Raw genomic sequence first — 13,081 nt, 5'->3', positions numbered from 1 at the left:
CCGTCTTCCGCCTGCCCAGCGCGCTAGCGATCGCTGGCGCGCCCGGTTCGCCACCGAGTTCAACGTGCCGTTCCGCCGCCGAGGTCGCGGCCCTGCCCCACCTGCGGTAATCGACCTATCCGATGCCGAGCGCGGCCAGGTTGTCGACCGCGGGGTGCGCGGCTCCGGCGGGTCCGGCGGCGAACGCGCGCAGCATGCGTTCGGTGATCGCGGTGATGGCCTGGTGCGCGATCGGGTCGCCCTGGCTGTGCCCGCACTGCGGCGACAGCGCGCAGATCCAGTACTGGGTCCCCGCCGAGAACACCCCGGCGCCGCTCGGCGTCGAGTAGTACGTCGTGTCCGCGAAGTCCGCTTTGCCCCGGCACGTCACCGGCGACCGGAACAGCACCTGGATCGGCCGCGGCGTCGGGTACGTCAAGTCCACATTGGCGTACTCGTTCCCGACCAGCCCGGGCAGTTTCTGTCCTTTCTGGACGATCCCGGCCAGCAGCCAGCTCGACTCGTCGGCGACCACCAGGTCGGCCTCGACAGGGTTGCACTGGTAGATGTTGCCCAGCAGCACGCTTTCCGGTCGCGGGTGCGGCGGGAACCGCCAGTCCTGGGTAGCCTCGGTCGGGTCGGTCTTGCTCATCGGGTCCTCGGCGAAGGACTTGTAGCCGGTCTCCAGGCGGTTCGGCCCGTTGGCGGTCGGGCCGAGCCGGATGTGCCGGAACACCTCGTTGCCGCCGAGGAACGCCAGGTTCGTCCCCGCGTCCCGCGCGGCGGTGACGTGCGCGCGCATCGCGGTGGACCAGTACTCGTCGTGGCCCAGGGTGATCACGGCGCGGGCCCCGTCGAGCAGGTGCGGGTCGGCGTGCAGGTCGATGTCGGTGGCGTAGCCGAGGTCGATGCCGAGCCGTTCGGCGAAGGTCAGGAACGGCAGCTCGAAGAACAGGAAGTCACCGGCGCCCTGCATCACCTGCGCCTGGTAGGGCCGGTCGAACGACACCGCGCGCGACCGGTTGGCGCGCTTGCCGTCCGGCGCCTCGTACAGGCTGTAGCCGCCCCACCGGTTGTAGGCCTGCCAGGTGGTCACCGCGTTCACGATCACCACGCGGCCCTTGTTCGACACCGTGCGCAGGGTGAGCGGCACGAACTGCTGGGCGGACCCGGATCGGGTGTCGAGCCGCAGCAGGTAGTCGCCCGCGGGCCAGGTCCCCGTCGACAGCGTCAGCGAAGGCTGCCAGGGCGCGACGACCGTGTTGGTCGGCGCCTCGACCACCCTCGGCGGCTGCTGCACACCGGGCAGCGGACCCGACTGCCACACCTGGTGCGCCTCGGAGGTCTGGTAGGCGCCCATGCGGTACGCGGTGACCGTGTACTCGGCGGCGGTGGTCGACACGAACAGCCGAACGTCCTCGCCGGGCAGTGCGCTCACCCGGTCGGCGAAGCCCTCGATCTCGTGCGGCAGGCCCGGCTTGGTCACCTGCCAGCCCGGCGTGCCTGCGATGGGCGCGGCCGTCGCCGACGTCGTGGGGGCGGTGGTGCTGGGCGTGGGTGAGGTGGGCGGCGGGGTGCTCTGGCATCCGGCGAGCAGGAGGAGAACGGCCGCGAGGCGAACGATCACGAGAGCGCAGCATGACAGACCGTGACGACCGTCAACGCAGCAGGTCGGACTTGCCGTAGCGGGCGAGCACCGCCTCGCGCAGCTGCTGGTCGGTGCGCGGGACCGGTTCGATGAACACCTCGGCGACGTCGCTGTGCGTGATCCGCAGTTCGCCCGCCAGTCGAACGCACACCCGCTCCAACTCCCCCGCCGACAACGCGTCGTCGAAGTCGACGCGGGCGCAGAGGAGGACTCGGTCGGTGCCGATCAGCATGGTCTGCAGGTCGACCACCGCCTCGACCTCGGGCGCGGCGGTGATCGTGGCGTGGATGGCGTAGACGAGTTCCGGGTCGGCTTGGCGGCCGATGAGCAGGCCCGCGTTGGTCCGGCCGAGCAGGAACGCGACGAACGCGAGGAGCACGCCGATCGCGACCGAGGCGACGCCGTCCCACACCGACGACCCGGTCAGGTGGTGCAGCCCGACGCCCGCGAAGGCCAGGATCAGGCCGAGCAGCGCGGCGGAGTCCTCGTAGAGGACGGTCTTGGACGTCGGGTCGTCGCTGCGCCGCAGGTGGGTGCCGAAGGTGCGGCCCTGCTCGGCGGCCTCGCGCCTGACTTGGCGCACCGCCTGCACCCACGACACCGACTCCAGCGCGAACGCGACGGCCAGCACGACGTAGGCGACCACGGGCCTGGTCTGTTCCTCGGGTTCGCCGAAGATCGTGGAGAACCCCTCATACAGCGCGAACACCGCACCGGAGACGAAAATGGACACCGCGGCGAGCAGTGACCAGAAGTACCGCGCCTTGCCGTAGCCGAACGGGTGGCGCCGGTCGGCGGGTTTGCCCGAGACCTTCAGCGCGGTGAGCAGCAGGACCTCGGTCAGCGTGTCGGCGACGGAGTGCACGGCCTCGGCCAGCATGGCCGCCGACCCGGTGATCACCCCCGCCACGAACTTCATGACCGCGATCGCCAGGTTCATCGACCCGGCCAGCACGACGGTGAAGGTGCTCTCCCCGGATTCGCTCACGATCGGATCGTAGGAGTGCCCAGGTCGATCGGCCCGGCGGAATAGGAGCCACGCGTTCGCTGTTCACGATAGTTGAGAGCTGAACTACCTGAGGAGTGGACATGCAGTTCGGGATCTTCACCGTCGGCGACGTGACCGCCGACCCGACCACCGGCGCGACCCCGTCCGAGGCCGAGCGCATCAAGGCGATGGTGACGATCGCGCTCAAGGCCGAGGAGGTCGGGTTGGACGTGTTCGCCACCGGCGAGCACCACAACCCGCCGTTCGTGCCGTCCTCCCCCACCACGATGCTCGGCTACATCGCCGCCCGCACCGAGCGGCTGATCCTGTCGACCGCGACCACGCTGATCACCACCAACGACCCGGTGAAGATCGCCGAGGACTACGCGATGCTCCAGCACCTGGCCGACGGCCGGGTCGACCTCATGATGGGGCGCGGCAACACCGGCCCGGTCTACCCGTGGTTCGGAAAAGACATCCGGGACGGCATCGACCTGGCCATCGAGAACTACCACCTGCTGCGCAGGCTGTGGCGCGAGGACGTGGTCGACTGGGAGGGCAAGCACCGCACGCCGCTGCAGTCGTTCACCTCCACCCCGCGCCCGCTCGACGGCGTGCCCCCGTTCGTCTGGCATGGGTCGATCCGCAGCCCGGAGATCGCCGAGCAGGCCGCGTACTACGGCGACGGGTTCTTCGCCAACAACATCTTCTGGCCCAAGGAGCACTACATGCGCCTGATCGGGCTGTACCGGCAGCGCTTCGAGCACTACGGCCACGGCTCGGCCGACCAGGCGATCGTCGGGCTCGGCGGCCAGGTGTTCATGCGCAAGAACAGCCAGGACGCGGTGCGCGAGTTCCGCCCGTACTTCGACAACGCGCCGGTCTACGGCCACGGCCCGTCCCTGGAGGACTTCACCGAGCAGACCCCGCTGACCGTGGGCAGCCCGCAGCAGGTCATCGACCGCACCCTGACCTTCCGCGACTACTTCGGCGACTACCAGCGCCAACTGTTCCTCGTCGACCACGCGGGGCTGCCGCTCAAGACCGTCCTCGAACAGCTCGACATCCTCGGCGGGGAGGTCGTGCCGGTGCTGCGCAAGGAGTTCGCCGCACTGAAGCCCGCCCACGTGCCCGACGCGCCGACCCACCAGAGCCTGCTCGCCACCAAGGAGACCGCCCGATGACCAAGCTCGCCGTGATCTCCGCCGGTCTGAGCGAGCCGTCGTCCAGCCGCCTGCTGGCCGACCGCCTCGCCGCCGCGGTGACCGCCACCGAGGTGACCACGGTCCACCTGCGCGACCACGCCCACGCGATCACCGACCAGCTGCTCACCGGCTTCCCACCCGCGTCACTGCGCCCGGTGATCGACGCGATGGTGGACGCGGACGCCCTGATCGCGGTCACCCCGGTGTTCACCGCCTCCTACAGCGGCCTGTTCAAGTCCTTCTTCGACGGCTTGGAACCGGACACACTGTCGGGCAAACCGGTCCTGATCGGCGCGACCGGCGGCACCGCGCGGCACTCGCTGGTCCTCGAACACGCTCTGCGGCCGATGTTCGCCTACCTGCGCGCGATCGTCGTCCCCACAGCGGTGTACGCGGCGTCGGAGGACTGGGGCGACACGACGAGCGGTCTGGCCGACCGGATCACGCTGGCGGGCGGCGAACTCACCGCGCTGCTCGCGGGCACCCGACCCGCCCCCAAACGCGACCCGTACGCGGAGCCGGTGCCGTTCGAGGAACTCCTCGGCGACATCGCCAAAGCCGGGTAGCCTGCCTGCGCTGACCGGTCACTCGCCTGCCAGTTCGACCCTGCGCGGCGGCGGGGTCATCGTCTCCCGGCAAGCCGACAGTGCCTTGTCCAGCAGCTCCCGCAACGCCACCAGGTCCGCCTCGTCCAGCTTGCGGAACGCCGACGCCTCGATCGCCGCCTGTTCCTTCACCATGCGTCGGAACAGGTCGACGCCCTCGGTGCTCAGCTCGGCCAGCAGTGAACGGCGATCGTGCTCAGCCGGAACCCTCCGCAGCAGCCCAAGCCGTTCAAGCCGGTCGAGCCGCGAGGTGATCGTCGTCGTCGGCGCGCCCGTGCCGTTCGCCAGTTGGGTGGGCGTGAGCCGGTGTGGCTCGCCCGTCCAGTACAGCCGGGCGAGGATGTCGTAGTCGCGCGTGTTGATCCCGTGCGGTGTCGCGATCTCCGCGCAGGCCAGGTTCAGTGCGCGGGCGATCAGGTGGACCCGCTCCACCACGCCCTCGGTGACCGGGTCGATCTCGGGGACCAGGCGCACCCAGTCCTCGATCAGTTCGTCGCTCAACTCTCGCTCCCCAGCTCGTTGTAGACAGCGGGCTCGTCTCCGTCCTATCGTACACCCGGGTAGTACGACTTCGGATTACCCGATAGGGGATTATCCATCAGGGGAGGAACTCGTGCGCTTGCGATCACTGCTGGTCGCGGCCGTCGCGCTGGTCGGGCTGGTGCCCGGGGGGATGGCGGCAGCCGAAACCGACAGTTGGGATGTGCCCGCCAATCCCAACGCCCGCCTGCTCGTCGACGCCGCCAGAGCCCAGGAAGGGCTGTCGTACTGCTGGGGCGGCGGCAACGCGGACGGTCCCACGATCGGCGACCCCGCGATCTCCAAGTGCGGCATCGCCACGGGACCGGGTTTCGACTGCTCCGGCCTGGTGCACTACGCCCTCGCGCAGGCCGGGATGCGGCTGGAGGACCGCGAGGCCGGCGAGTTCGCCAAGCTGGGGACCAAGGTCACCGACCTCGCCCCCGGTGACCTGCTGTTCTACGACAAGGACGCCGACAACTACATCGAGCACGTCTCGATCTACCTCGGCCACCGCGACAAGACCGGCAGGCGCTGGGTGGTCGAGGCCTACGGCGACAAGGGCTGGACGGCCCCCAAGTACACGGTGCGCGTCCGCGAGTACGTGGCGGGCGAGCAGAAGCTCGCCAGGCGGATCTTCGGCCTGCAGCCCAAGCCGACGCTCGACGCCGTCAACGCCGGCAGCGGGAACGTCCGGCTGACCTGGTCGGACTACGCGACCGAGACCGGCTACCAGATCAGCCGCGGCACCAGCGTGATCACCGTGGGCGCCGACACGACCTCGCGCACCATCACCGGCCTGCCCGTCGACAGCCAGACCTGCTTCCGGGTCCGCGCCTACATCGGCTCACCGAAAGCACCGACCGAGGTGTCCGACTGGAGCGAACCGGCGTGCGCGTGGACCACGCCGCTTCCGCCCGCGCCGACGAACGTCCAAGCGTCCGCGCTCGACACCGGGCGCATCCACTTGACATGGACGGACAACGCGACCGACGAGACCGCCTACTACATCGCCACCACCATCGGCGGGGCGACGCTCGAGCCCAACACCGTCTCCTACATCTGGAGCGGCCTCGAGGCGGGCACCGAGGTGTGCTTCACGGTGATCGTGGTCAACACCGCGGGCTCGGCGGCCTCCGACCAGGTGTGCGCCACGACCCTGGCCAACGGTCCGGCGGCGCCGTCCGGCCTGACCGCGGAGATCCTCGGCGACGCCGTCCATCTCATGTGGACCGACAACGCCTCGGACGAGACGGGGCTGGTCGTGCGCAGGCGCGTCGGCGAGGTCTACGACTACGCGACGGTCTTCTACTACCCGAACGCCGTGGAGGACTGGCTGTTCAACCAGCCCGTGGGTGTCGAACTCTGCTACACGGTGGCCGCGGTGCGCGGCGGGTCGCGCTCGGCGTGGTCGAACGAGGCGTGCGTCACGCGAAATTAGTGCCCCGGGGGTCGGAACGTCGCAGGGAGGTGCGACGTCCTAAGAGGCGCACCACAAGATCCGTCCCCACGGTCGGTGGTGCGCGATGAAGCCCGCCGCCGTGCCCGCCCCCAGCTGGCACGGCGGCGGGTTTCGTCTCGCCGACCGGTGTGACCGCGCGCATACTGTCGGTTCGGACCGGACGCGCGGAGGTGTTCGTGCAGGAGCAAGGCCGTCGGCTGCACGTGTTGGAGTGGATCGGCGTCCTCGCCGGCGTCGGCGCGGTGGTGGTGAGCTTCCTGCCGTGGCAGCGGGTCACCGGCCCGGGCGCCGACACGGTCCACTCGATCGGCTTCCGCACGACGTCGACGGCGTGGAGCAGCGGCCTGGTCGCCTGGCTCGCGGTGCTGGCGCTGCTGGTGGCGGCGGTGCTGCTGGTGGCGCGGGTGTTCGGCAAGCGGGTCGTGGCCGTGGCGGTGCTGTGGCTGCTGCTGGCGGTCGCCGCGCTCGTGCTGGTGATCATCCGCTGGGTGACCATCGAGGACCTCGACCCGAACAAGCTGGCGCTGCTGAACATGTCCCCTCCGGACGCGGTGAACGGCGCGAGCACCGGCCTGTTCGCCTGCCTCGGCATCGCACTCGTGTCCACAGCCGCGGCCGTGGCGCGGGTCCGCACCGCGGGCCGCACGAAACCCGCACCCGTCGAGCCGCAGCCGCAGCCTTATCCGACGGACGACATCGACAACAACCGCGCCTAACCGGATCGTCCGCCTAGGTCATTCCGGCGGCAGGACCAGGCGGGCGAAGAGGCGGTCGAGGTCGGCGTCGGGGTCGTCGGTGAGGCCGGTGTGCGTTGGTGAGGTCTGCACGAGGGTGCTGCGCGGGGCGGTGAGCCAGCGGAAGCGGCGGCCCGGGGTGATCTCCTTGACCGGCCCGCCTTCGGTTCCGCCGTCGCAGGACTGGCAGAGGTGGCGCAGGCTCTCGGCGAGAACCTCCAGGTCGATCGCCGGGTCGAGGGCACGCAGGCGCTCTTCGTCCACATGCGTCCTGCAGCGCAGGTAGTCCAGGGGCGCGCAGTAGAGCAGGACGCCGATGTTCATGGCCTCGCCGCGGTCCTGGCGGGGGACGGCGCGGAGCAGGGCGTACTCAAACACGTGCGGCACGGGTCGCCTCCAGGGTGTCGACCCATGCGGGTGACGTGTCGAGGCGCGCGGTGAAGAACGCCGTGTAGCGGGCGCGGACGTCGGCGGGGGTGGCGTCGTCCTGGGTCAGCCAGTCGTCGGGGACGTTGGCGAGGATGTCGGCCAGCAATGCGTCGGTGACCTTGGGCTTGAGGTCGCGGTCGGCGTCGGCGACGCTGCCCGCCACGGGCATCATCACGTGGTCGGCGGCGTCGTAGCGGTAGCTCGCCGCCGGTTTCCACGCGGGCGACCAGGAGTGGTGGAAGATCAGCGACGCGCCGTGGTCGATGAGCCAGATGTCGCGGTGCCACAGCAGCAGGTTTGGGTTGCGCCAGCTGCGGTCGACGTTGAGGGTCAGCGCGTCGAGCCAGAGCAGGCGCGCGGCCAGTTCCGGTCCGGGGTCGCGGACCAGCGGGTTGAAGTCGAACGAGCCGGGCAGGAAGTCGAAGCCGACGTTGAGACCGCCGCTGGCGCGCAGCAAATCCTGGACCTCTTCGTCCGGCTCGGCCCTGGCCAGTTCCGGGTCGAGGTCGGCGAAGACGATCTCGGGCACGTTGAAGCCCAGTGCCCTGGCCAGCTCCCCCACGATCAGCTCGGCGACCAGCGCCTTGATGCCCTGGCCCGCGCCGCGGAACTTCAGCACGTACATGCCGAGGTCGTCGGCCTCGACGAGACCGGGCAGTGATCCGCCTTCGCGGAACGGGGTGACGTAGCGGGTCGCTGTCACGGTGCGGAGGGTCACGGGTTCATCATGCTGGATCGGGTTCTGGCGCGTGCCAACAGGACGCGTTCGGCCGGGTTGTCGGTGAGGTCGATGGCCTGTCCGTAGGCAGCGGTCGCCTCCGCGTCGCGGCCGAGGCGGCGCAGCAGGTCGGCGCGGATGGCGTGGAACAGGTAGTAGCCGGGCAGGTCGAGGGCCTCGACCAGGGCCAGCCCAGCGGCTGGACCGTCCACTTCGGCCACCGCGACCGCGCGGTTCAGCGCGACGATCGGGGTCGGGGTGAAGTCGAGGAGCAGGTCGTAGAGGTCGCGGATCTGGTGCCAGTCGGTCGGCCACTCGCTGTGCACGGCGTTGATGGCGGCCTGGATCTGGTACGGGCCGGGCTGGTCGCGGCGCAGGCAGCGGCGCACCAGGTCTCGACCTTCGGCGATGAGGGCCTGGTCCCACAGGGCTCGGTCTTGGTCGGCCAGCCGGACGAGGTCGCCGTTGGCGTCGACGCGGGCGGGGCGGCGGGACGCGGTGAGCAGCATCAGCGCGAGCAGGCCCATGACCTCGGGTTCGTCGGGCATCAGTTCGGCGAGCACCCGGCCGAGCCGGATCGCCTCGGCGCACAGGTCGTCGGCGGTGGCGGTGTAGCCCTCGTTGAAGATCAAGTACAGCACCGCCAGGACCGGGCGCAGGCGGGCGGGCAGGTCGGCTTCCTCGGGGACCCGGTACGGGATGCGGGCGTCGCGGATCTTGGCTTTCGCCCGGACGAGGCGCTGGGCCATGGTCGGTTCGGGGACGAGGAAGGCGTGGGCGATCTGCGCGGTGGTGAGCCCGCCGAGCAGCCGCAGGGTGAGCGCGACCTGGGCGGCCGGGGCCAGCGCCGGGTGGCAGCAGGTGAAGATCAGCCGGAGCCGGTCGTCGCGCACTGCGGCCTCCTCGATCTCGTCCTGTTCGGCGTGGGTGAGCGCGGCCTGGGCGTGCTTGTCGGCGCGGGACACCTCGCGGCGCAGGCGGTCGATGGCGCGGCGGCGGGCGGTCGTGATGATCCAGCCCGCCGGGCTGGGCGGCACACCGTCGACCGGCCACCGTTCGACCGCGGCGGCGAAGGCGTCCTGGACCGCCTCCTCGGCGATGTCGATGTCGCCGAAGACGCGGACCAGGACGGCCACCGCGCGTCCGTACTCCTCGGTGTAGACGCGGTCGAGCATCAGCCCGCTTCTCGGAAGGGGCGCACCTCGAGGGGCAGGGTCGTGATCTCGGTGAACTTGCGGCCCCACTCGAGCGCGGCGTCGAGGTCGGGCACGTCGATGACGGTGAACCCGCCGATGAACTCCTTGCCCTCGGCGAACGGCCCGTCGGTCACGAAGACCTCACCGTCCTCCTTGGCGCGCACCACGGTCGCGGTGTGCGGGCGGTGCAGCCGGGCGGTGAACACCCAGGCCCCGGCGGCTTTGAGCTCGTCGCTCCACGCCTCGACCTTGCGCATGATCGGTTCGAGGAACTCGGCGGGCGGCGGTTCCATGTCGGGCTCGTAGACGCTGAGCAGGTACTGGCTCATCGGGTGCCTCCTTGGCGGTGGGTCCTGCTTGTCACCCTCTATACGAACGGTGTCCCGCCGGATCGACACCGCCGGGAAAATTCTTCACCAGTGCGCGGGCCGCGCCAGCCGAGCCGGGATCCGGGTGGCCGCGTCGCCCTTGGCGGCGTTGAGCTGGACCTGGGTGAGGAACAGGGCGCCGGTGAGGTCGGCGCCGTGGACACGGGTGTCGCGGAAGTCGGCGCCGATGACATCCGCCCTGGTCAGGTCCGCTTCGCGGAGGTCGGCGGCGATGAGCAGGGCGCCGCGCAGGCTCGCGCCGCGCAGGTCGGCCCGACGCAGGTTGGCGCCGATGAGGTCCGGTTTGCGGCGTTTGGCCCGTAATCCAGCCCTGGCCTGGTCGCTGGCCTTGATAAGCAGCTGGTTGACCGCGTGCCGGTGTGCGGCGACGTCGAGCGCGAGCAGGGTGTCGGCGTCGGACGCGGCGAGCCGGGTGGTCTCGGCGTAGGCGCGGTCGAGTTCGGCGGCCAGCGTGGGGGCGAAGGTGCGCGCGTCGGTGAGGTACCAGAGCAGCTCGTGGAGCACGCGCAGCACGCCGAACGCGTCGAACTGCCGCTGGGCGATGGCCGGGTCGCGCCAGGTGCGGCCGCCGAAGGTGACCTGCACGACCTGCTGGCCCGCGCCGAAGCACTCGTAGACCGTGCAGCCCTGGAAGCCGCTGTCGCGCAGTCGCGTGTGGATGCCGCAGCGGTGGTCGGCGAGCAGGTTCACGCAGGGGCGACCGGCGGGCTTGTCGAGGGCGAAGTCGGCCGACTTCGCGAACGCCAGGCCCACGCAGCACAGGGCGGCGCAGCGGGAGCAGTCGGCGCGCAGGTGGGAGAGGTCAGTCATCGGCCACCAGTGTGACGGTTCCCTTCGCGCCGTCCACGCGGACCCGGTCGCCGGTGGACAGTCGGGTGGTGGCGTTGCCGCAGCCGACCACCGCCGGGATGCCGAGTTCGCGGGCGACGATCGCGGCGTGCGACAGCGGCGCGCCCACGTCGGTGACGATCGCGGCGGCGCGCGGGAACAGCGGCGTCCAGCCGATGTTGGTCACGGTGGTCACCAGGATCTCCCCCGGCACCAGCGCCGCCGCTTCATCCACAGTGGACACGACGCGTACCGGCCCCTCGACGACCCCGACCGCGCCCGGGAATCCGGTGATCTCGGCACCCATCGGCTTGTGGTCGGCTGTCGCGTCGAACAGGTCGGCCCGGCGGTCGGGGTCGGCGGCCCAGGCGACCGGGTCGAACCGGCCGCGGATCAGCGTCGGATACGGCGGCAGCGCGCGGTAGCGGTCGTAGGCCGCGCGCTGCGCCGGGACCTGGGCCAGCGGCGACTCGTCGCCGTCGAGGACGGCCACGATGTCGTCGATGGGCAGGAAGAACAGGTCGGCGCCGTGGCCGGTCAGCTCGCCAGCGCGCAGCACGAACGCCCGCAGCACCCAGAACGCGCGCACCATCTCCGACCGCGCCCGCTCGCGCGCCCTGGCGACCTCGGCGGCGTGGTCGAGTTGCCTGCGCACCTTCTTGACCTTGCCCGGGTGCCGTTCGGCCAGCCGCTGCCAGGCCGCGTCGCGGGCGATGGCCTGCCTGCTGAGCAGGTCGCGCGGGTCGACGTCGCCGAGGGTGTCGAGGAGCCGGTCGATCCAGGCGGGGTGCTCGGCGGGGCGCGGCTCGGCGATCTCGAACTCGTCGGGGCAGCGGTGTCCCCAGGTGGTCGCGTAGGTGTGGCGGTCGAGTTTGCCCGCGCGCAGCCTGGCCAGGCCCAGCAGCGGGCCGAGGCTGGCGAGTTCGGCGCCGTCGGACTGCAGGCCGGTGAGCAGGGTGGTCGTGTCGGCGTCGCCGACGAGGTCGCGCAGGGTCCGTTCGAGCTTCACCGGCCCGGCGCCGCGCGCGCCCGCGTCGAGGACCCGGCAGGTCTCGCGGAGCAGCGAGTCCAGGTCGGACCGCCACAGCTCGGCGAGCTGGCGGACGTCGGCGGCCTCGGCGATCCGCTCGTGCAGGGTGCGGCAGCGGACGGGGGTGTCGATGAGCAGCCGCGGCAGCTTGCGCCGGTAGGCGACGGCTTCCTTGGCGAACGGGATGGCCGCGCGGATCACCGCCAGCCGGGACATGGGCAGCCCCGGCACCTCGACGTCGTCGGGGATGCGCCCCAGGGTCTGCTCACTCTGGCGGCGTGCGGCGGCGCCCATGCCGACGGCGGCCGCGGCGGCCATGGAGACGCTGAGGTTGAGGTAGAAGCGGCCGCCGATGTTGCCGGTGATCCGGTATGGGCCGACCGCGGCCGACGAGAGGATCTTGACCAGCGACCATGTCGCGGGCGTCATGACGCTGGGCACGGCTTCGCCGAGGTTGACGCACGTCCACAGGTAGTCGCCGCCGAGGGTGTCGTTCCACTCGATCTCGGCGGGGCGCAGGGTGGTGATGGGGCGGGCCTGCAGGATGCTGAACCGGCCGTCGTGCAGCGCCCACTCGACGTCCATCGGCGTCCCGTAGAGCCGCTGGATGCGCTCGCCGAGTCCCGCCAGTTCGACGGCTTGGGCGTCGGTGAGCGCAGGCTCGCGCCGCTTGTCGTCGGGGACAGGCTGTTCCTCGGTGCCGTTGTCGACGCGGACGGTCATGACGGTCTTGTCGGCGATCTCTCGGCTGACGGTCTGGTCTTTGACGGTGTAGGTGTCCGGGGTGACGTGGCCGCCGACGACCGCCTCGCCGAGCCCCCACGCCGCGTTGATCACCTGCTCGTCGCGGGCGCCGGTGACCGGGTTGGCGGTGAACAACACCCCGGCGGCGTCGGCGGGCACCAACCGCTGAACGACCACGGCGAGCGCGATGTCCTTGTCATCGACACCGTGCTGGGCGCGGTAGGCGACGGCACGATCTGTTTGCAGGGAAGCCCAACACTTGCGGACGGCGTCGAGCAGGGCCAGCGGGTCGCCGACGTTGAGGAAGCTGTCGTGCTGACCCGCGAACGACAGCTCCGGCAGATCCTCGGCGGTAGCCGACGAGCGCACGGCGACCGGCCCGCCGAGCTCGGCGTAGGCGGCGAGGATCGCGTCGGCGGTGATGGCGGCGACGGCAGGGTTCTCCCGACCGCGGTAGGCGTCGGTGGTGATGTGGAAGCCGGGCGGAACGGGCAGCCCAGCTCTGGCGAGCTTGGCCAGGGAGGCGCCCTTGCCCCCTACGGTCGCGAGATCGGCCCGGCTGTCGTCCAACGGCAAAGTCCCCATGCCGCCATACTGTCAGGTATGG

13 protein-coding genes are annotated in these 13,081 nt (G+C 70.9%); 4 read left to right on the top strand and 9 right to left on the bottom strand.

Going from position 1 to position 13,081, the window contains the following annotated elements; all coding sequences use genetic code 11:
• Positions 1-115: 115 nt before the first annotated feature.
• Both ACSHT8_RS04210 and ACSHT8_RS04205 read right to left on the bottom strand, forming a co-directional pair.
• Positions 116-1,606: a N,N-dimethylformamidase beta subunit family domain-containing protein gene (locus ACSHT8_RS04210; RefSeq protein WP_436497848.1), complete on the bottom strand. Its 1,491-nt coding sequence runs from the start codon at positions 1,604-1,606 to the stop codon at positions 116-118.
• Positions 1,607-1,637: 31 nt separating this feature from the next.
• The gene (locus tag ACSHT8_RS04205) at positions 1,638-2,618 is read right to left on the bottom strand and encodes a cation diffusion facilitator family transporter (RefSeq protein ID WP_436501992.1); all 981 of its coding nucleotides are present in this window, start codon (positions 2,616-2,618) and stop codon (positions 1,638-1,640) included.
• Between the two features lie 98 nt (positions 2,619-2,716).
• Between ACSHT8_RS04205 and ACSHT8_RS04200 the strand changes: the two genes are divergently transcribed.
• Positions 2,717-3,799 carry an LLM class flavin-dependent oxidoreductase gene (locus tag ACSHT8_RS04200; RefSeq protein ID WP_436497846.1) on the top strand — a complete coding sequence of 361 codons (1,083 nt, stop codon included), beginning with the start codon at positions 2,717-2,719 and terminating at the stop codon, positions 3,797-3,799.
• Positions 3,796-4,386, top strand: coding sequence for an FMN reductase (locus ACSHT8_RS04195; RefSeq protein WP_436497844.1), 591 nt, complete (start codon positions 3,796-3,798; stop codon positions 4,384-4,386). The genes ACSHT8_RS04200 and ACSHT8_RS04195 overlap by 4 nt, the downstream gene beginning before the upstream one ends.
• Before the next feature lie 18 nt (positions 4,387-4,404).
• On the opposite strand, the gene ACSHT8_RS04190 is transcribed toward ACSHT8_RS04195, so the two are convergent.
• Complete coding sequence (locus ACSHT8_RS04190; RefSeq protein WP_436497843.1) at positions 4,405-4,926, bottom strand: MarR family winged helix-turn-helix transcriptional regulator; 522 nt, start codon at positions 4,924-4,926, stop codon at positions 4,405-4,407.
• A gap of 112 nt (positions 4,927-5,038) precedes the next feature.
• Here ACSHT8_RS04190 and ACSHT8_RS04185 point away from each other — a divergent pair, with 112 nt between their 5' ends.
• Both ACSHT8_RS04185 and ACSHT8_RS04180 read left to right on the top strand, forming a co-directional pair.
• Positions 5,039-6,385, top strand: a complete 1,347-nt coding sequence (locus ACSHT8_RS04185) for an NlpC/P60 family protein (RefSeq protein WP_436497841.1) — start codon at positions 5,039-5,041, stop codon at positions 6,383-6,385.
• Positions 6,386-6,582: 197 nt separating this feature from the next.
• Positions 6,583-7,122, top strand: a complete 540-nt coding sequence (locus ACSHT8_RS04180) for a hypothetical protein (protein ID WP_436497839.1) — start codon at positions 6,583-6,585, stop codon at positions 7,120-7,122.
• Between the two features lie 18 nt (positions 7,123-7,140).
• Here ACSHT8_RS04180 and ACSHT8_RS04175 read toward each other — a convergent pair whose 3' ends face one another.
• The 6 genes from ACSHT8_RS04175 to ACSHT8_RS04150 all read right to left on the bottom strand — a co-directional run bounded on the left by ACSHT8_RS04175 (position 7,141) and on the right by ACSHT8_RS04150 (position 13,059).
• The gene (locus tag ACSHT8_RS04175; RefSeq protein WP_436497837.1) at positions 7,141-7,527 is read right to left on the bottom strand and encodes a DUF3037 domain-containing protein; all 387 of its coding nucleotides are present in this window, start codon (positions 7,525-7,527) and stop codon (positions 7,141-7,143) included.
• Positions 7,511-8,287: a HipA family kinase gene (locus tag ACSHT8_RS04170; protein WP_436497835.1), complete on the bottom strand. Its 777-nt coding sequence runs from the start codon at positions 8,285-8,287 to the stop codon at positions 7,511-7,513. The genes ACSHT8_RS04175 and ACSHT8_RS04170 overlap by 17 nt, the downstream gene beginning before the upstream one ends.
• Positions 8,284-9,462: an RNA polymerase sigma factor gene (locus ACSHT8_RS04165; protein ID WP_436497833.1), complete on the bottom strand. Its 1,179-nt coding sequence runs from the start codon at positions 9,460-9,462 to the stop codon at positions 8,284-8,286. Before ACSHT8_RS04165 ends, ACSHT8_RS04170 begins: the two co-directional genes overlap by 4 nt.
• A complete protein-coding gene (locus tag ACSHT8_RS04160; protein WP_436497832.1) occupies positions 9,462-9,812 on the bottom strand; it encodes a YciI family protein in 351 nt (116 codons plus the stop codon). Before ACSHT8_RS04160 ends, ACSHT8_RS04165 begins: the two co-directional genes overlap by 1 nt.
• Before the next feature lie 84 nt (positions 9,813-9,896).
• On the bottom strand, positions 9,897-10,682 hold the full coding sequence (locus ACSHT8_RS04155; protein WP_436497830.1) for a pentapeptide repeat-containing protein: 786 nt from the start codon (positions 10,680-10,682) through the stop codon (positions 9,897-9,899).
• Complete coding sequence (locus ACSHT8_RS04150; RefSeq protein ID WP_436497828.1) at positions 10,675-13,059, bottom strand: PEP/pyruvate-binding domain-containing protein; 2,385 nt, start codon at positions 13,057-13,059, stop codon at positions 10,675-10,677. The genes ACSHT8_RS04155 and ACSHT8_RS04150 overlap by 8 nt, the downstream gene beginning before the upstream one ends.
• Positions 13,060-13,081: the final 22 nt, after the last annotated feature.

It is taken from the genome of Actinokineospora sp. HUAS TT18 (assembly GCF_051364635.1).
GTDB lineage: Bacteria > Actinomycetota > Actinomycetes > Mycobacteriales > Pseudonocardiaceae > Actinokineospora.
The sequence above is the reverse complement of the archived record's forward strand: the minus strand, read 5'-3'. Positions and strand labels throughout refer to the sequence as shown.